Origin of the sequence: Streptomyces sp. NPDC000983 (assembly GCF_040299205.1) — a bacterium.
Lineage (GTDB): Bacteria > Actinomycetota > Actinomycetes > Streptomycetales > Streptomycetaceae > Streptomyces.
Window position 1 is genome coordinate 65,025 of the sequence record NZ_JBEPBM010000028.1, and the last position, 18,841, is coordinate 83,865.

Genomic DNA, 18,841 nt, shown 5'->3' on the forward strand with positions numbered 1-18,841 from the left:
TCCCCCCGCCACCGGCCCTCTCGGCGTTCGCGCTCAGTGCGCGGAGTGGGTCTCCCCGCCGCCCTCGTGCACCGAGTGGTCGATGCCCTCCTCGATGTCCCCGCCGAGCGTCCTGCGCAGCTGGGTCAGGGTGCTGGTCTCGTCGCCCACGGCCACCCACTTGCGGCCGACGAGGTAGTGACCGCCGTAGTCCTTCGCCCCGTTGATCCACTCGCGCTGGCCGCGGTCGGTGGCGAAGGTGGCGAGGATGAACTTGCCGTCGCTGTCCTTGCAGATGGCCTGGCGGATGTCGTCGGCGTCGATCTGGATGTCCGGCGCGCACTTCACCTCGGCGGCCAGCTGTTCCAGGCTGCCGGACGCGGTCCTCGGCACGGAATCCCCGTCGTCGGAGCCGCCGGAGCCGCACCCCGCGAGCAGCACCGCCGCCAGCACGGCGAGCATCGGTCGGGTCACCTTCATCTGTTCCTCCAAGCAGGGGCCTCCCGGTGGATACGGCTCCCGCGCGCGAAGCGCTCAAAATACCCCCGACGGGCCGTACGCGGGCGGGCGGGGAGCCACCCGGCCGGCGGTGACCAACCAACGCTTCGCTCGTTTGGCTGGGCGTGCAGTCACAGGATGTCGCCCCGCGCCCCACCCACGCTTCCGCCGACGGTTTTGTCGTGGACGTCGAGCAGGCCGAGGCGGCGCTCGTCGAGCACTACCCCCGGCTGGTCCGGCTCGCCTATCTGGTGCTGCCACCGGGCCTCGGCCGCAACCGGCGCGTCCTGACCGCCCACGCCCTCACCCAGCGCGCCCTGCCGCGCGGCCGGAAGTCCACCCCGGTCATCCCGGCCCAGTCCACCGGCCGCGAGGGCGATCCCGGGTACGCCTTCGTCCGGCTCCGAGTGGTGCGCGCGGCGCTCGACGCGGGCCTGCCGCTGACCCCGCGGGCGTGGCCCCGGCGGGCCCAGCTGCCGCAGTCGCTGCCCCAGGTGTGGGGGCTGCGGCTCTTCCCCCGCTCGGGCGGCGCGGAGGAACTGGCCCTGGACCAGGCCCTGTCGGCGCTCTCCGGTCCGGCGCGCGCGGCGTACGTCCTGCGCGGGCTGGAGAAGCTCCCCGACGGCGACGTCCGCGAGGTCCTCGCGGCGGCCGGGGTGGCGGACCCGGACTCCGCGCTCGGGGAGGCCGACACCCTCACCGCGCAGTACCCGCTCCTGGACTCCCCCGAGTTCGACCCCTGCTCCCTCCAGGCCCGGCCCACCGATCTGATGCGGCGGCGCCAGCACACCAAGGCCGCGCTGGTCGCCGGGGCGGCGCTGGTGGTGTGCGGGGCGCTGCTCGGACTGCCCGGTGAGGGCTGGGGCCCCGACGGCGCGGCGGCCCCGCCGTACGCGCAGAACCCGGCGGCCCAGGCAGCGCTCGACCCGAGCCGGCTGGTGAAGGTGCCCCCGGCGGCCTGGCAGTCCGCCTCGCGCACCGACTTCTCCGTGTGGCCCGCGCGCGGCGAACTCATCGGCGACCGGGCCCTGTTGCGGCGCGCGCTCGCCGTGTGGGCCCGCCCCGGCGAGAGCGTCCGGGTCTCGGTGACCCCCGGCACCCCCTCCGGCGGCCCCGCCGGACCGCCCCAGCTCCTCTACGCGGGCACGGTCGACAACGCGCGCGTGGTGATCCTCTACGACGGACTGCGCATCGCCCGCTACGCCGAGCCGAAGGACGGCACGGCCGGTGCCGCCCTGGACTTCGCGCGGGTCGACGGCGCGACCGGCGCCGGGGCGAGCGCCCTGGTGCTGGGGCGGTCCGACGGCAACGTCCGCTATCTGACGGCGCCCTGGGTGCGCAGGACCGCCGAGCGGGACCTGCTGAAGCCGGGTTCCGGGGCGATGGCGCTCACCCTCACCGACGGGGTGACCTCGCCGCTGGCCTCCCCGGCCGCGCAGCAGTCGAGCTGCACCTCCTGGAACGTCCTCCAGGTGACCGACGACTCCGGCACCGCTCTGCTGTCCGACCTCGGGGAGCTGGTGCCGGCGCGGCTCACCACGGGGCGGCCGGGGTCGGCCGCGGACGCCTCCGGGGCGCGGGCGCTGCGCACCTGGGCGCCGTACGCCTGCTCGCTGTCGGCGGTGCGGGCGCAGGGCGTGCGGACGGTCAACGCCTGGGAGTTCGCGCGGCAGCCGCTGCCGGACGCGGGCGGCTCGGCCGCCTGGGTGTGCACCCGTACGGAGACCTGGCGGGGCGGCGGCACCCGGGTGCTGGCGCAGTTCCACACGCCGGGCGGCGCGTACGGGGCGGTGGCGGCGCAGGCGGAGAACGTCCCGGCGTGCGGACCGCGCGATCCGCATGTGCTGGCCGGGGTGCTGTGGAAGTCGCAGACCGGGTCCTGGTACCTGCTGGCGGCCGGGAGCCGGGACACGGCGTCGGTGCGGGCGACGGGCGGGGTCAGCGCGTCGGCCGAGGGCAAGCTGCTGGCGGCGCGGACCGAACAGGGGGCGCAGGCGGAGCTGGCGGGCACGCTGGAGAACGGCCGGGAGATCAGCGGGCTGCACTGAACGGCGAGGAAGCCGAGAGCCCAAGAGGCTGAGCGCCCGACAAGCTCGGCGCCGAAGGACCGAGCGCCGAAGAAGTCGCCGCACGAGGGTTTCCCCCGCCCCTACCCGTCAGTACATTGACGTCATGTCTAACAAGCAGGCCCGGGTGCCCCGGCCCGTCGAGGGCGAACGGACCGCGCTCAGGGCGCGCAAGGTGTCCTTCTCCTGGGAGGACACCCCGCTGCACTGGGTGCCGGGGGACCCGTTCACCACGCACACCATCAATGTGCTGCATCTGCTGCTGCCCGCCGGTGAGCGCTGGTTCGTCCATGTGTACAAGCAGGTCCTTCCGTACATCCGGGACGAGCGGCTGCGGGCGGACGTCATCGGGTTCATCGGCCAGGAGGCGATGCACTCCCAGGCCCATGACGAGGTGCTGCCGCGTCTGAAGGAGCTGGGGCTGGACCCGACGCCGTACACGGCGCAGGTGGACTGGCTGTTCGAGAAGCTGCTCGGGGACCGGACCCTGCCGCCGGGCCGGGCACGCCGCTGGTGGCTGATGGAGCGGGTCGCGCTGATCGCGGCCATCGAGCACTACACCGCCTTCCTCGGCGACTGGGTGCTCAACGCGGACGCGCTGGACCGGCGGGGCGCCGATCCCACCATGCTGGACCTGCTGCGCTGGCACGGCGCCGAGGAGGTCGAGCACCGGTCCGTGGCCTTCGAGCTGTTCGAGCACGTCGACGGCGGCTACCGGCGGCGGGTGCGGACCTGGGCGACGGCGTTCACGGCGCTGGTGTTCCTGTGGCAGCGCGGGGCCCGCTTCTTCATGGCGAACGATCCGACGCTGGTCGACGGAAGGGCGAGTTTCCGTGCCTTCCACGTCCGCGGGCGGCGCGGGGTGCTGCCCTCGACCGGGGCCATGCTCCGCTCCATCCCCCGCTATCTGAGCCGCGACTACCACCCCTCCCAGGAGGGTTCCACCGAGCAGGCGGTGGCCTACCTGGCCTCCTCCCCCGCCGCTCTGGCCGCCCTCGCGGCGGAGAAGGGGACGCCGTGACGCCCCGCCTCACCACGGTCGCCGTGGTGGCGGGTACGGCGCTGCTGGCGCGGCGCGCGCTGCGCCGGCGTATCCAGGACTCCCCGCTGTGGCCGATGCCGGCGCTGGACGAACCGGTCTCCGGGCGCCCCCGGTCGCGGGCCCTGCGGCTGCGGGTGACGGCGCACGAGCCGGTCGCCGACGGGGTCGTACGGCTGCGCCTGGAAGGGGCCGGGCTGCCGCGCTGGGAGCCGGGCGCGCATCTGGACCTGGTGCTGCCCTCGGGCCTGGTCCGGCAGTACTCGCTGTGCGGGGACCCGGAGGACACCTCGTCGTACACGGTCGCCGCGCGGCTGGTCGAGGACGGGCGGGGCGGTTCGCGCGAGGTGCACGAGCGGGTCCGGGCGGGGCAGGAGCTGGAGGTGCGCGGACCGCGGAACCGCTTCCCGCTGGTGCCGGCGGGGGGTTACGTATTCGTGGCCGGGGGCATCGGCATCACGCCGATCCTGCCGATGCTGCGGGCGCTGCCCGAGGGCGCCGACTGGCGGCTGCTGTACGGCGGGCGGACGCGGGCCTCGATGCCGTTCCTTGAGGAGATCGAGAAGCTGGACGCCGGGCGGGGCCGGGTGACGGTCGTCGCCGAGGACGAGAGCGGAACGCCCGACCTGGACGCGCTGTTCGCGGGGGCACCCGAGGACGCGGCCGTGTACTGCTGCGGTCCCGAGGGGCTGATGGCGGCGGTGGAGGAACGGGTCCCGGAGGTGCGTCTGGAGCGGTTCGCGCCACGCGCCCGGGCGGCGGGCGACGCCCCCTTCGAGGTCGAACTGCGGCGCAGCGGGCGGACGGTGACCGTGCCGGCCGATTCCACGGTGCTGGCCGCGGTGCGCGCGGAGCTGCCGAACACGCCGTACTCCTGCGAGCAGGGCTTCTGCGGGACCTGTCAACAGCGGGTGCTGGAGGGTGAGGTGGAGCACCGGGACGAGCTGCTGACGGACGCGGAGCGTGACGGCTCGATGCTCATCTGCGTCTCGCGGGCACGGGGTGAGCGCCTGGTGCTGGACATGTGAACACCCGCGGCCGGAGCGGCCCGTTCGGGGGCCGAATCCGATCGGTAAGGTGTTCGTATGAGTACCGGGGTGCGCCGCAGAATGGGTGTCGAGGAGCGACGGCAGCAGTTGATCGGCGTGGCCCTCGACCTGTTCAGCCGCCGCTCGCCCGACGAGGTCTCCATCGACGAGATAGCGTCGGCGGCGGGCATCTCCCGTCCGCTGGTCTACCACTACTTCCCCGGCAAACTCAGCCTGTACGAGGCCGCGTTGAAGCGCGCCTCGGACGATCTGGCGTCCCGGTTCGTGGAGCCGCACGAGGGTCCGCTCGGGGCGCGGCTGCTGCGCGTGATGCGCCGCTACTTCGACTTCGTCGACGAGCACGGGCCCGGCTTCTCGGCGCTGATGCGCGGCGGCCCGGCGGTCGGCTCCTCGACCACCAACGCGCTCGTCGACTCCGTACGGCAGGCGGCGTACGAGCAGATCCTGGCGCATCTGCGGGTCCAGGAGCCGCCCGCACGGCTGGAGCTGGTGGTCCGCTCGTGGATCTCGCTGGCCGAGTCCACGGCGCTGCTCTGGCTGGACGGGCGGCGCATCCCGCGGGCGGAGCTGGAGGTGCAGCTGGTGCACGACTTCGCCGCGCTGGCCGCCGTGAGCGCCGCCTACGACGAGGAGATGACGGCGCTGCTGCGGCGCGTCCTGCGGGACGAACCGGCCGAGGGCCCGTTCGGCGACCTGGCCGCCCGCCTGATCACCCTGGCGTCCTAGACGCGGCCGGGGTGACTCAGATCTCGGCCTTGCGGTAGGAGGGGTCGAGTTCGCGGACCTCGGCGGACAGGTGCAGCCGCAGTCCGTCCACCGGCTCGACGTGCTTGCGCAGCAGGTCCACCACGGCCTCGGTCAGCAGCGCCTTGGTCTCCTCGCTGCGTCCGGCGAGCAGGGCGAGCGTGACCTGGACGATGGCGTGGCCCTGGTGCTCGGCGCCGACGGCCTCGTCCTCGGTGCGCAGGACCCGTGTCTTGCACGCCTCCAGCCGCGCCGCGGCGATCTCGACGACGACCGGGTGCAGGGCGGTCGCGAAGCCCTCCCAGTCCACGTGGTCGAGCGCGGGGGAACGTTCGACGGTGATCTGCGGCATGAGCACTCCTGTTCTCCGGGGGACAGCAGCACTGTAGGGCCTGTCCGGCGGGGTGCGCCGGACAGGCCCTACAGGTGAGACCGGGGTCAGCCGGCCCGGGTGAACACCGCCACCGTGCGGGCCGGGACCGTGAAGGTGCCCGACTCCGCGGCGTAGGCGGACTTCTTCACCACGGTGTCCGCGCCGGCGGCCTGCACCGGGTGCAGCCGGTAGCCGGTGCCGGCCAGGCCGGCGACCTTCTGCTCCTGCTGCTGCGGGGTGGCGTTGAAGACGACGACCAGGTCACCGAGGCGCATGGTGATGACACCGGGCGTCTCGTCCGTGCCGGAGAGCGGGAAGGCGAGCTTCTCCTGCACCCGCGCGGCCGTGCCGAGCGAGAACGCCCCCTCCGTCGACCGGATCCTGAGCAGGTCCCGGTACGCGGCCGAGGCCCCGTCGATCTGCTCGCAGCCCACCTTCACCGCGCCGAGCAGCGGCTTGGCGAAGGACCACTTGGACTGGTTGTCGGCGGCCATCGGCAGGCCGCGGCCCATGCCGTTGCCGTCGGCGCAGTTCCAGTGGATGGCGTTGAACCAGTCGCCGCTGTCGTAGGAGTTGCGGTCCAGGGACTTGGAGCGCAGCAGGTCGGTGCCCGCCTGGGAGAGCGCCGGGCCCTGCGAGAGGGTGGCGGTCGCCATGGCGAGGACCTGCATCCGGGCCCGGTCGTCGGCGCTCGTCGTCACCGGCAGCTTGAAGGCGAGCGCGTCGAACAGGGACTCGTTGTCGTGCGCGTCGGCGTAGGCGAGGGCGTCGCCCGGCGCGTCCGCGTAACCGGCGGGCTGGCCGTTGTAGTCGACCTCGGCGCCGCTGACCTCCTTGCCGCTGGTGTCGGTGAAGCGGTACGCCGCGAGGTTTCCGGAGAGACCGACCTTGATCAGGTCCTGGTAGTGCAGCAGCCGGGCCTTCTGCTCGGCGGTGGTGCCGTTGTCCGGGGAGGAGTTGGGCTCGTTGTAGAGGCCGGAGGCGAAGCCCTGGACGCCCGGGTCCTCGTCGAAGGGGCCGCCGCCGCGCACCGCGTCCCGGGCGCGGTCGGAGAAGGTGGCGATGCCGGTGCCGGCCATGTTCTTCTGCGTGGCCTGGGTGAAGCGGGCGTCGTCGGCGACCTCGCCGAAGTTCCAGCCCTCGCCGTACAGGATGATCTTCTTGCCGTCGACGCCGTCCTTCTTCAGGGTCAGGGCGTCCAGGGCCTTGCGGACCGCGAGGATGTTCTCCTTGGGGTGGTGGCCCATCAGGTCGAATCGGAAGCCGTCGACCTTGTACTCCTTGGCCCAGGTGACGATCGAGTCCACGACGAGCTTGCCCATCATGGCGTTCTCGGTGGCCGTGTTGGCGCAGCAGGTGCTGTTGGCGACCGAGCCGTCGGCGAGGAGCCGCTGGTAGTAGCCGGGGACGATCCGGTCCAGGACGCTGGTGGCCGCCTGGCCGCTGGAGGCGGTGTGGTTGTAGACGACGTCCATGACGACGCGCAGGCCGTCCTCGTTGAGCGCCTTGACCATCTCGCGGAACTGGACGTTGCGGGCCGTGCCGTCGGGGTCGGTGGCGTAGGAGCCCTCGGGAACCGTGTAGTGGTACGGGTCGTAGCCCCAGTTGTAGGCGTCCTTCGCGGCCGCCTTGGCCACGCACTCCTGCTGGCGCTCGGAGTCGGCCGGGAAGGAGGCCAGGTCGCAGTCGACGGTCGCCTGGTCGGCCTTCTTCTCGGGGATGGTGGCGATGTCGAACGCGGGCAGCAGGTGGACGTAGGAGGTGCCCGCATCGGCCAGCTTGCGCAGGTGCTTGGAGCCGTCGCTGAGCTTGTCGGTGAAGGCCCGGTAGGTGCCCCGGTGGGAGGCGGTGGAGTCCTCGACCGAGAAGTCCCGGACGTGCAGCTCCTGGATCTGCGCGTCCTTCAGCGGGACGGCCCTGGGCTTGGTGTACGTCGACCAGCCGGCCGGGGCCAGCGACCTGTCCTTGAGGTCGACGACGAGGCTGCGCGCCGAGTCGGCGGTCAGGGCGACGGAGTAGGGGTCGGTGACCTTGTTGGTGACGACCTCGGCGACGCTGGGCGCCCACACCTGCACGACGTACCGGTAGGGCTTGTTCTTCCAGGACTTGGAGCCCGTGACGGACCAGACGCCGGTGGCGGAGTCCCGCTTCATCGGCACCAGGGAGCCGCCGAGTTCCAGGGAGACCTTCTGCGCGGTGGGCGCCCACACCGAGAGCGTGGGACGGCCCTTGCTGAAGGTCGGCCCGAGGTCGGCCTTCGTGGCGTCGTACAGGTCGTCCAGGACGCCGCCGATCTGCACGCCGGTCGCGGCGAGCACGGCGCCGTTGGCCGCGCGCTGGGAGGCGACGACCTGGCCGCGCAGGGCCTCGCGCACCCGGTCGCGGTCGCGCGGGTCGACCGTCCAGGCGGTGTACGCCTTCAGGTGCGGGAACTTCGCCTTCTGGGCGTCGGTGAGCGTGGACTTCGACAGGCGCAGCCACTGCTGGTCGGCGCCGGTCAGGGCGCCGTCCTCGACCTTGACGGAGCCGGTGCCGGAGTAGACCAGCTGGGTGGAGGCGGCCGCCTCCGAGCCGTTCCAGGCGAGGGTGTTCCGGTCGATCCAGACCGCCTTGGAGGTGGTCAGGTCGAGGGCGGCGGCGCTGCCCGCGGGCTGCGGCAGCAGGTACTTCTCCTGGCCGCTCACCAGCCACACCTCGTGGCCGTTGGCGGTGAGGTCCAGCGACTGGTCGGAGGGCAGGTCCTTCTCGTCGCCCTTGTGCAGGATGTAGCTGAGGCTGGTGGCGCCGTCGGTGAGCGGAACCTCGAAGACCGAACCATAGCTGTCAGTCTTCACCGGCTTGAGCGGGTTCGACCACTCGGTGGGGTTCGCGGCACCCGTCCAGACGTGCAGGCCCCAGCCGTCGTAGTCGCCGTCGGCGCGGTGGTAGTTCAGGACGGCCTTGGACCTGTCCTGCGCCGGGTACTCGGGCCGCTCGGTGCGCACGTCCTCCTTGCCCTGCTCGATCCAGATCTCACCGGTCTCGGTGACGTCGATCGTGCGGTCGGCGGAGACGTCCTTGTTGCCGTCCTTGTCGATGACGAGGAACCCGATGTTCGAGGCGCCGGGCTTGAGCTTGACGTAGGCGAAGGCGCCGTAGGCGTCCCGGCCGATGAAGGGGTGGCTGTCCGGCCAGTTGGTGGCCTCGCCCTCGGCGAGGTCGCCCCAGGCGTACAGGCCCCAGTTCGCGTAGTCGCCGTCCGCGCGCTTGTAGTGGACGACCGCGTAGTCCCGGGAGGAGGCGGTGGGCGTCTCCTCGGCGGGCGGGGTGCCGGTGGTGGAGGCGGCGGTGGCGCTCGCCGTCCGGCCGGCGGAGTCGATCACGACCGCCTTGTAGCGCAGGGCGGTTCCGGCGGGCACGTCCTCGCCGATGTACTGCGTGACCTTGTAGGGGGCGTGGTCGGCGGAGCCGAGCGTCTTCCACTTGCCGTTGCCCGTCTGGGCGGCGAAGACGACCCGGTTGAGCTGTCCGCCGTCGACGTCGGCGCCGATCTCCACGGTGCCGGTGGCGCCTGCCGCCGGGGCCTTGAGGGTGACGGCCGGCTTGGCGGCGGGGGTGCCGAGCCGTCCGGCGGCCTTGAGGACGATCGCGGAGCCGACCGGGACGGTGACGGTGATCTTCCGGTCGGCGTCCGAGGTCACGGTGGCGGTGGTGCCGTGGATGCCCTTGAAGCGCTGGCCGGCCGAGCCGGTGGCGAAGGTCGCCGTCTTCGCCTCGGTGGCGTTGTTGAAGGCGACGACGTACTCGGTGCGGTCGGTGGCGAAGCGGGAGAAGGCGTAGACGCCGGCTCCGTCGGCCGCGTAGCGCTCGGTCTGGACGCCGTCGGCGAGCGCCGGGTTCGCCCTGCGGAGCTGGGCGAGGGCGCTGATCTGCCGGTACAGCGGGGCGCTCGTGTCGTAGGCGTCCTCGGCGTGGGTGGCGTCGGTGCCGATCCGGTCGTCGTCGAGGTAGTCGGCGGTCTTCGAGGCGAACAGGGTCTGGCGGGCGTCCTTGTCGCCGCCGGCGCCGGTGAAGCCCTGCTCGTCGCCGTAGTAGACGACGGGGTTGCCGCGGCTGAGGAACATCAGCTCGTTGGCGAGCTTCGCCTTCTTCAGCAGCTCCGCGTCGGTGGCGTCCTTGTCGTCCTGGTTCAGGAAGTACCCGATGCGGCCCATGTCGTGGTTGCCGAGGAAGGTGACCTGCTCGTACGCGTTGGCCTTGTCGGTCGTGTACTTGTAGTCACCGGCGAAGACGTTCGCGAGCCGCTGCGCGCTGCCGCCCTGGGAGGCGTACTGGCGGGCCGCCTCCTGGAAGGGGAAGTCGAGGGTGGCGTCGAGGCGGCCCCGCGTCACGTACGGGGAGGTGATGTCGGTGTCGGCGGAGTACACCTCGCCGAACATGAAGAAGTCGTCCTGGCCCCGCTTGGCGGCGTAGTCGTCCAGGGCGGTGGCCCACTGGGTCCAGAACTCCATGTTGACGTGCTTCACGGTGTCGATCCGGAAGCCGTCGATGCCGAAGTCCCTGACCCAGCGCTGGTAGATCTTCTCCATCCCCTCGACCACCTCGGGACGCTCGGTCCACAGGTCGTCCAGGCCGGAGAAGTCGCCCTGCTCGGAGCTCTCACCGGCGAAGGTGGAGTCGCCCCGGTTGTGGTACATCGTCGGGTCGTTGAGCCACGACGGCACCTTGTTGTTCTTGCTCACCTTCGGGGTGCGCGCGAAGGAGTCGGTGTCGACGTCGGGGAAGTCCCGCTTCCCGTCCGCGTAGTCGGTGTCGTCGAAGGGCTCGCCGTCCTTGGTCAGGTACGGGAAGGCGCCCTTGGCGAGGTAGTCGTAGGACTTCTCCTCGTAGTCGACGACGTCGGCGGTGTGGTTGGTGATGACGTCGAAGTAGACCTTCATGCCCTTGGCGTGCGCCTTGGCGATGAGGGTCTCCAGGTCCTTGTTGGTCCCGAAGTGCGGGTCGACCTGGGTGAAGTCGGTGATCCAGTAACCGTGGTAGCCGGCCGAGGCGTTGCTGCCGGTGCCCTGCACGGGCTGGTTCTTGAAGATCGGCGCCATCCAGATGGAGGTGGTGCCGAGGCCCTTGATGTAGTCGAGCCGCTTGGTCAGGCCCTTGAGGTCACCGCCCTGGTAGAACCCCTTGTCGGTGGGGTCGTGGCCGGTGGTGAGCCGGGTGCCGGTCAGACCGCCCTTGTCGTTGGCGGTGTCGCCGTTGGCGAAGCGGTCCGGGAGCACGAAGTAGAACTGCTCGCGGGTGGACTCGTGCCGGGCGGGCTCTGCGGCGAGCCTCGCGTCGGACGGCGGTGCGGGCGGGGTAGCGGCCCGGGCCGCGAGCGGCTGGACGAGTGCCGCGGCCAGAGCGGTCACGGTGACCGCGGCGACCCGTCCGGCCTGCGCGGTGCGACGCCTGGGCGGCGCCGGCCATCTCGGTATCAAGACGTGGACTCCTTGCGATGTACGGCTCTGCGGGTCCGACCCCGCGCGACCGTATCGCCGTGGAAAGGCTTACAGCAAGAGTCTTGAAACAGCTGGAAAAACATTTCAGCGGTCCGAGTTGGCCGGCGCCCCGTTCAGCAGGAGCTCTTGCCCGCGTAGATGGCCAGAGCGGTGTTGGCGCCGAGGGTGGCGGTGAACTGGCCGGAGCCGTTCACACTGACAGTGGTGTTGTTCTGCACGTTGCAGTACGTGCCCGCGGGGAGCGAGGTCTGGTAGGTGCGGCTCAGGCTGCCCGACTCGTGGTTGATGGCCACGTAGCCCTTGCTGCCGCGCCCGAAGGCGATGGCGTCGCCGCCGTTGTCCCACCAGTTGGTGATCGCCGTACCGCGGGTGGTGTTGCGGAAGGCGACCATCGACCTGATCTCCGGCCAGGCGTGCTGACACTTCCAGCCGTCCTGCCAGCAGGCGTTCACCGTACCGCCGTTGGGCGGGCCGGCGTCGATGTTGGACCACTCGTAGCCGGAGTTGACGTCCGGGGCGCCGTAGGGGTGGGCGAGCATGAAGACGTTGGCCAGGGTGTAGTTGGCGCCGTCCTTGTAGTTGAGCGTGGAGCCGTTGCGCTCGGTGTCGTGGTTGTCGACGAAGACCCCGGAGACACCGCTGCCCATGTACCCCCAGCCCTCGCCGTAGTTCTTCAGGTAGGCGAGGTTCTCGTTGTTGAAGACCCGCTTGAGGTCGTAGGCGTAGCGGAACTCCTGGACGTCGCCGTTGCCGGTGTACTCGGTGGGCTGGACGGCCTCGCCCGCGCCGTAGATGGCCTCCTGCTTCCAGTAGACGGACGGGTTGCTCAGCCGGGACTTGATGTTGGCGAGGTCGGCGGCGTCCATGTGCTTGGCCGCGTCGATCCGGAAGCCGTCGACGCCGAGGGAGAGCAGGTCGTTCATGTAGCCGGCGATGGCCGAACGGACGTAGCTCTCACCGGTGTCGAGGTCGGCGAGGCCGACCAGCTCGCAGCGCTGGACGTTCCAGCGGTCCTGGTAGTTGGTGATCTGAGCGGTGCAGTCGTCGAAGTCGTAGGAGGAGTACAGACCTGGGTAGTTGTACTTCGAGTACGACGAGCCGCCGGTGCCGGTGCCGCTGCCCGCGGACATGTGGTTGATGACGGTGTCGACGACGACCTTGACCCCGGCCGTGTGGCAGGTGTTGACCATGTTCTGGAAGGCCGTGCGGTTGCCGAGCCGTCCGGCGATCTTGTAGCTCACCGGCTGGTACGACGTCCACCACTGCGCGCCCTGGATGTGCTCGGCGGGCGGGGAGACCTGCACATAGCCGTATCCGGCGGGGCCGAGGGTGTTGGTGCACTCCTTGGCGATCGAGGCGAAGTTCCACTCGAACATCACCGCGGTGACGTCCTTGGTGCCGGGCGGGGAGGCGTAGGCACTTGTGGGGACCAGGACGCCGGCCGCCGTGGCGGCGAGCGCGATCGCGGCGACGGACCATCTCGATATCACGGATGACTCCTTGTGGGGGAGTGCCGGGCTCCGTTGCCCGGCGTTCGCGGAACGTACCGCTAACGAAACGTTTACAGCAAGTGGCTTGAAACTCACAGCAAGAACTTTCAAACGATCCCTTGACGTGCCCTTCTCAACTCCCCCAGTCTCACCAGTTGTTGAAAGCCGCTGAATCCAACTCCCCCATCCGGAGCCGCACATGAGACATGACCGACCCCCGGGCACGCTCCGCGGCCGCGTGGCGAGCCTGGCCGGCGCGGGCGCCCTCGCCCTGGCCGGCGCCGTCGCGCTGCCCGCCGCCCCCGCCCGGGCCGACGCCACCGCCTCCGGCGACGTGATCGCCAACCTGTGGTCCTACAACTGGGACTCCGTCGCCGCCGAGTGCACCGACGTCCTCGGCCCGAACGGGTACGGCGCGGTGTGGGTGGCGCCCCCGTCGGAGTCCCTGAAGCAGACCAACTACTACTGGTGGGACGTCTACCAGCCCTACTCCTACGAGCTCAGCGGCCGCTTCGGGACGGCGGCCGACTTCGCCTCGATGGTGGACGCCTGCCACGACGCCGGCGTGAAGGTCTACACCGACGCGGTGATCAACCACACCGCCGCCCAGACCGGCACCGGCTACAACGGCACCACCATCAGCAACAAGTACGACACCCCGAACTGGGACCCGGACGACTTCCACACCTCGGCCGAGTGCAACGACTCGGACATGATCATCGACGACTGGTCGAACCTCACCGAGATCCAGAACTGCGAGCTGCTGGGCCTGCCGGACCTGGAGACCGAGGACGACGACGTCCGCTCCGGCATCGCCGCCTACCTCAACCGGCAGATCGCGCTCGGCGTGGACGGCTTCCGGATCGACGCGGCCAAGCACATGCCGGTGGCCGACCTCAACGCGATCTGGGCGAAGCTCGACAACACGACGTCCGGCGCCGAGCCGTACATCTTCCAGGAGGTCTACCCGGGTTCGACCCCGGCCGCCTCCGACTACTACTCCGCCGGCGACGTCCTGGACTTCTCCTACGCGAGCAAGGTCAAGTCCTCGTTCCAGGGCAACATCAGCGACCTGGCGTCGCTGCCCTCCTCCGGTGCGCTGACCCCCGCCAACTCGGTGTCCTTCGTGACCAACCACGACACCGAGCGCAACGGCCTGCACCTGAGCTACAAGGACGGTGACACCTACCGGCTGGCCAACATCTTCCAGCTCGCCTACAAGTGGTCGACGCCGACCGTCTACTCGGGCTTCGAGTTCTCCTCCTCCGACCAGGCCCCGCCGAACTCGAACGGCTTCGTCACCGACACCAACTGTTCGAGCGGCTGGTACTGCCTCCAGCGGGACACCGCCATCACCGGCATGGTGAAGTGGCACAACGCGGTCGGTTCGGAGTCGGTGACCAACTGGTCGGGCAAGTCCTCCGGCGTGATCGGCTTCGGCCGGGGCACGGCCGGCTACGTCGCCCTGAACAACGGCTCCTCCGCGGCGACTTACACCTTCGCCACCGGCATGGCCGACGGCACCTACGCCAACGTCGTCGACAACGGCGCCACCACGGTCACGGTCTCCGGCGGCAACGCCACGCTCACCGTGCCGGCGAAGGGCGCGATCGCCTTCTACGACGGCGAGTTCACCCCGTGCGACTCGGCCTGCGAGGAGCCGGACGACGGCGGCACCACCGTCACGGCCACCTTCAACGCGTACGCGCCCACCACCTCGGGCCAGGACGTGTACGTCGTGGGCTCCGTCGCCGCGCTCGGCGGCTGGGACACCTCCAAGGCGGTCAAGCTCTCCTCGGCCGGGTACCCCGTCTGGTCGGGCGCGGTGAGCGTGCCGGTCAACACGTCCTTCGAGTACAAGTACATCAAGAAGGACGCCGCCGGGAACGTCACCTGGGAGTCCAACGCCAACCGGAGCGCCTCGGCGACGACTTCGGCACTGAGCCTGGACAACTCCTGGAACCTGGCGAGCGCGGGCGCCACCGACGTCACCTTCAACGTCAACGCCACGACGACCCTGGGCACCAACGTCTACGTCGTCGGCTCCGTCGCCTCCCTGGGCTCCTGGAACCCGGCCGACGCCGTACCGCTCTCCTCGGCGGCGTACCCGACCTGGAGCAGGACGGTGATCGTGCCGAGGAACACGGCCTTCGAGTACAAGTACATCAAGAAGGACGGCTCCGGGAACGTCACCTGGGAGTCGGGCACCAACCGCTCGTACAGCACGGGCGGTTCCGCGGGGTACACCGCGACCGACACCTGGAAGTAGCGCGCGAAACGCCGAGCGCCGCCACCCGTGATCCGGGTGGCGGCGCTCGGTCGTGCCGTCGTGCTGTCGTCAGGCGGTGGTCCACCAGGCGGTGGTGTCGGCGGGCAGCTTCGCCTCGCCGTCCGTCTCGGCCACCTCGCCGCTGGCGAGGAGCAGCCGGCCGCGGACCGGGACGGTGACCGACTCGCCGGTGGTGTTCGCCACGCAGACGAACTCGCCGCGGCGGAAGGCGAGGACGCCCTCGGGGGCCTTCAGCCACTCGACCGAGTCACCGGCGCCGAGGTCGGGCTCGGAGCGGCGGGCGGCGAGGGCGGCTCGGTACAGCTCCAGCGTCGAACCGGCCACGCCGGTCTGCGCCTCCACGCTCAGCTCGGCCCACTCGGCCGGCTGGGGCAGCCAGCTGCCGCCGGCGCCGAAGCCGTAGGAGGAGCCCTCGCGGGTCCACGGGATCGGCACCCGGCAGCCGTCGCGGAAGCCGTCCTGGCCGGCGCCGCGGAAGAACGCCGGGTCCTGCCGGACGTCGTCGGTCAGGTCGACGACGTCCGGCAGGCCCAGTTCCTCGCCCTGGTAGACGTAGGCCGAGCCGGGCAGGGCCAGCATCAGCAGGGTGGCCGCGCGGGCCCGGCGCAGGCCCAGTTCACGGTCGCCGGCCGTACGGATCTGGGTGCCGAGGCCGGGCGGGTTGGCGAAGCGGGTGGCGTGCCGGGTCACGTCGTGGTTCGACAGCACCCAGGTGGCGGGGGCGCCCACCGGGCGCATCGCCTCCAGCGTGCGGTCGATGACGGTGCGCAGCTCCTCGGCGTCCCAGGCGGTGCCCAGGTACTGGAAGTTGAACGCCTGGTGCAGCTCGTCGGGGCGCACGTAGTTGGCGGTGCGCTCGACGGTCGGCGTCCACGCCTCGGCCACGAAGATGCGCTCGCCCGCGTACTCGTCGAGGATCGTCCGCCACTGGCGGTAGATCGCGTGCACGCCGTCCTGGTCGAAGAACGGCATGACATCGTTGCCCAGCAGCTTGAGCTGGTCGTGGTCGCCGAGGTCGGGCAGTCCGTCGGCCTTGACCAGGCCGTGGGCCACGTCGATGCGGAAGCCGTCGACGCCCATGTCCAGCCAGAACCGCAGGATCGAGCGGAACTCGTCGCCGACCGCGGGGTGGTCCCAGTTGAAGTCGGGCTGCTCGGGCGCGAAGAGGTGCAGGTACCACTCGCCGTCCTCGACGCGGGTCCACGCCGGGCCGCCGAAGATGGACTCCCAGTCGTTGGGCGGGAGTTCGCCGTTCTCACCCTTGCCGGGGCGGAAGTGGTAGCGGTCGCGCAGCGGGGAGCCGGGGCCCTCGCGCAGCGCGCGCTTGAACCACTCGTGCTGGTCGGAGGAGTGGTTGGGGACCAGGTCGACGATGATGCGCAGGCTCAGCTCGCGGGCGTCGCGGATGAGCGCGTCGGCGTCGAGCAGGTTGCCGAACATGGGGTCGACGGCACGGTAGTCGGCGACGTCGTAGCCCGCGTCCGCCTGCGGGGAGGCGTAGAAGGGGCTCAGCCACACGGCGTCCACGCCGAGGTCGCGCAGGTAGGGAAGTCGGGAGCGTACGCCTTCCAGGTCGCCCATGCCGTCGCCGTTGCTGTCGGCGAAGCTGCGCGGATAGACCTGGTAGATCACCGCGTCCCGCCACCAGTCGCGGCTGTGGGCGACGGTGGCTACGGCGGAGTTCGTTGCCGAGTCGGCGGAGTGCTGGCTCATGGTGTCCTTGCTGCGTAATGGGGTCGAGGTCATGGGTCTCGTCGGTACGGCGTTCAGCGAGGCGGCCGCGGTGTCGGCGGGGTCGGATGGACAGCCGCGGCCGCCTCGGGTCTGGGGGGCGTCAGCCCTTCGTGCCGCCGGCGGTGAGGCCGGTCACCAGGTTCTTCTGGACCAGGTAGAAGAAGGCGGAGACCGGTATCGCGATCAGCACCGCGGTGGCGGCCATCAGCTGGCGCTGGGCGTCGTGCTCACTGACGAAGGTCTGCAGGGCGACGGCGAAGGTGTACTTCGTGTCGGACAGCATGAACGTCGAGGCGAAGGCGACCTCGCCGAACGCGGTGATGAAGCTGTAGAAGCCCGCGACCGCGAGACCGGGCTTGGCGAGCGGCAGGATCAGCCGGACGAAGGTGCCGAAGGGGCTCAGTCCGTCGACGCGTCCCGCCTCGTCGATCTCGAAGGGGATGGTGTCGAAGTAGCCCTTGAGCAGCCAGGCGCAGTAGGGCACCGCGGTCGAGCAGTAGACCAGGATCAGACCGAGGAAGCTGTCGACCAGCTGGAGGTCGGAGAGGATCTGGTACATCGGCACGATGAGGACGGCGATCGGGAACATCTGGGTGACCAGGAGGACCCACATGAACTTCTTGTAGCCGGGGAACCGCATCCGCGAGACGGCGTAGCCGGTGGTCGCGGCGATCATCACGCCGATGATCGTGGTGCCGAGCGAGACGATCATCGTGCTCGTCAGCCAGTCGAAGAACTTGGTCTCCGTCAGGACGTACGAGTAGTTGTCCAGCGTCATCTTCCCCCAGATGCCGCCGGGGTGCAGGTAGTCGTCCTTGTCCGGGCCGAGGGACAGGAACACCAGCCAGGCGATGGGGAAGAGGGCGGCCAGGCTCGCCACGATCAGGATGCCGTGCGAGAGCAGCGAGCCGGCGAGGCTCCTGTCGCCGCGGCTGCGCGCCTTGCCCGGGGTGGGGGCCACGGGGGTCTCCTTCTGAGCCTCGGCCTCGGCGGAGGTCTCAACGGTAGTGGTGCTCATGGGAACTCCTGCCTCAGATCGAGAGCTGCTCGTCATTGCGGTTCAGCCAGCGGCGGTAGAAGGAGGTGAAGACGATCAGGATGGCGAGCAGGAGCATGCCGTAGGCGGCCGACTGCGCGAAGTCGCGGGGCTGCTGTCCGAAGCCGAGGTAGTAGGCCCAGGTGACGAGGATCTGCGCGTCGGGTGCGGTGTCGCCGAAGAGCAGGAAGATGATGGCGAACTGGTTGAACGTCCAGATGATGCCGAGCAGGATCACGGTGGAGCTGACCGAGCGCAGGCCGGGCAGGGTGACGTAGCGGAACTGCTGCCACTTGCTCGCGCCGTCCATCTCGGAGGCCTCGTAGAGCGTGGAGTCGATGGACTGCAGTCCGCCGAGCAGCGACAGCATCATGAACGGCACACCGCACCAGGTGTTCACCATGATCGCGGCGAACCGCTGCCAGAAGGTGTCCTCCAGCCACAGCGGGGTCGGCAGGTGCAGGAACTCCAGGCCGGAGTTGATGACGCCGCCGTCGGCGAGCATGAAGCGCCAGCCGAAGACGGTGACGAAGGTCGGCACGGCCCAGGGCAGGATCAGGATGAGCCGGTACAGGGTGCGGCCGCGCAGCTTCTGGTTGAGCAGCAGCGCGAGGCCCAGACCGAGGCTGTAGTGCAGGGCGACACAGGCGCCCGTCCACACGATCGTCCAGATGAAGTGGGACCAGAACCGGTCGTAGGAGGTCTCGCCCCACAGGATGTCGGCGTAGTTGTCCAGGCCGATGAACTTGTAGGTGGCCTCGATCTCGTTGACGCCGATGGTGCGGCCCGTGTTGAGGCTGTTGGCGTCCGTGAGCGTGAGATAGAAGCCGTAGGCCAGCGGGTAGAGCACGAGGACGCCGAGGACGACGATCACCGGGGTGATCATCGCGTAGGCGTACCAGTGCTTGTGGTAGGCGTGCTTCAGGCGCTGGCCCAGCCCGGGCCGCGGAGCGCGGTCACCGTGGCGCTTGCCGGTGGCGCGGTCGATGGCGACTGTCATGGTTCTCGACACCTTCTGGAAGATCAGGGGCAGGGCCCGGGCACAGGGCGGCGGCCGCCGGGTCCC

The 18,841-nt window shown here is 70.5% G+C and carries 12 protein-coding genes; 5 read left to right on the forward strand and 7 right to left on the reverse strand.

What is annotated here, in order from left to right; all coding sequences use genetic code 11:
* Positions 1 to 33 precede the first annotated feature (33 nt).
* Entirely contained in the window at positions 34 to 459 is a 426-nt protein-coding gene (locus tag ABT296_RS27565; protein WP_351931345.1) for a hypothetical protein, read from the reverse strand.
* 143 nt (positions 460 to 602) lie between these two features.
* On the opposite strand from ABT296_RS27565, the gene ABT296_RS27570 reads away from it, so the two are divergent.
* The 4 genes from ABT296_RS27570 (at position 603) to ABT296_RS27585 (ending at position 5,357) form a co-directional block, all read left to right on the forward strand.
* Positions 603 to 2,525, forward strand: coding sequence for a hypothetical protein (locus ABT296_RS27570; protein WP_351931346.1), 1,923 nt, complete (start codon positions 603 to 605; stop codon positions 2,523 to 2,525).
* Between the two features lie 124 nt (positions 2,526 to 2,649).
* On the forward strand, positions 2,650 to 3,564 hold the full coding sequence (locus ABT296_RS27575; RefSeq protein ID WP_351931347.1) for a metal-dependent hydrolase: 915 nt from the start codon (positions 2,650 to 2,652) through the stop codon (positions 3,562 to 3,564).
* Positions 3,561 to 4,610: a PDR/VanB family oxidoreductase gene (locus ABT296_RS27580; RefSeq protein WP_351931348.1), complete on the forward strand. Its 1,050-nt coding sequence runs from the start codon at positions 3,561 to 3,563 to the stop codon at positions 4,608 to 4,610. Before ABT296_RS27575 ends, ABT296_RS27580 begins: the two co-directional genes overlap by 4 nt.
* 57 nt (positions 4,611 to 4,667) lie before the next feature.
* Positions 4,668 to 5,357, forward strand: a complete 690-nt coding sequence (locus ABT296_RS27585; protein ID WP_351931349.1) for a TetR/AcrR family transcriptional regulator — start codon at positions 4,668 to 4,670, stop codon at positions 5,355 to 5,357.
* 16 nt (positions 5,358 to 5,373) lie between these two features.
* Here ABT296_RS27585 and ABT296_RS27590 read toward each other — a convergent pair whose 3' ends face one another.
* The 3 genes from ABT296_RS27590 to ABT296_RS27600 all read right to left on the reverse strand — a co-directional run bounded on the left by ABT296_RS27590 (position 5,374) and on the right by ABT296_RS27600 (position 12,715).
* Positions 5,374 to 5,727, reverse strand: a complete 354-nt coding sequence (locus ABT296_RS27590; RefSeq protein WP_351931350.1) for a 5-carboxymethyl-2-hydroxymuconate Delta-isomerase — start codon at positions 5,725 to 5,727, stop codon at positions 5,374 to 5,376.
* Between the two features lie 86 nt (positions 5,728 to 5,813).
* On the reverse strand, positions 5,814 to 11,204 hold the full coding sequence (gene pulA / locus ABT296_RS27595) for a pullulanase-type alpha-1,6-glucosidase (RefSeq protein WP_351931351.1): 5,391 nt from the start codon (positions 11,202 to 11,204) through the stop codon (positions 5,814 to 5,816).
* A 134-nt stretch (positions 11,205 to 11,338) separates the two neighbouring features.
* Positions 11,339 to 12,715: an alpha-amylase gene (locus ABT296_RS27600; protein ID WP_351931352.1), complete on the reverse strand. Its 1,377-nt coding sequence runs from the start codon at positions 12,713 to 12,715 to the stop codon at positions 11,339 to 11,341.
* A 199-nt stretch (positions 12,716 to 12,914) separates the two neighbouring features.
* On the opposite strand from ABT296_RS27600, the gene ABT296_RS27605 reads away from it, so the two are divergent.
* Positions 12,915 to 14,984 carry a carbohydrate-binding module family 20 domain-containing protein gene (locus ABT296_RS27605; RefSeq protein ID WP_351931353.1) on the forward strand — a complete coding sequence of 690 codons (2,070 nt, stop codon included), beginning with the start codon at positions 12,915 to 12,917 and terminating at the stop codon, positions 14,982 to 14,984.
* A 69-nt stretch (positions 14,985 to 15,053) separates the two neighbouring features.
* Here ABT296_RS27605 and ABT296_RS27610 read toward each other — a convergent pair whose 3' ends face one another.
* The 3 genes from ABT296_RS27610 to ABT296_RS27620 form a co-directional block, all read right to left on the reverse strand.
* On the reverse strand, positions 15,054 to 16,718 hold the full coding sequence (locus ABT296_RS27610) for a glycoside hydrolase family 13 protein (protein ID WP_351931354.1): 1,665 nt from the start codon (positions 16,716 to 16,718) through the stop codon (positions 15,054 to 15,056).
* A gap of 121 nt (positions 16,719 to 16,839) precedes the next feature.
* Positions 16,840 to 17,757, reverse strand: coding sequence for a sugar ABC transporter permease (locus ABT296_RS27615; RefSeq protein ID WP_351931355.1), 918 nt, complete (start codon positions 17,755 to 17,757; stop codon positions 16,840 to 16,842).
* A 13-nt stretch (positions 17,758 to 17,770) separates the two neighbouring features.
* The gene (locus ABT296_RS27620; RefSeq protein ID WP_351931356.1) at positions 17,771 to 18,775 is read right to left on the reverse strand and encodes a carbohydrate ABC transporter permease; all 1,005 of its coding nucleotides are present in this window, start codon (positions 18,773 to 18,775) and stop codon (positions 17,771 to 17,773) included.
* Positions 18,776 to 18,841 lie beyond the last annotated feature (66 nt).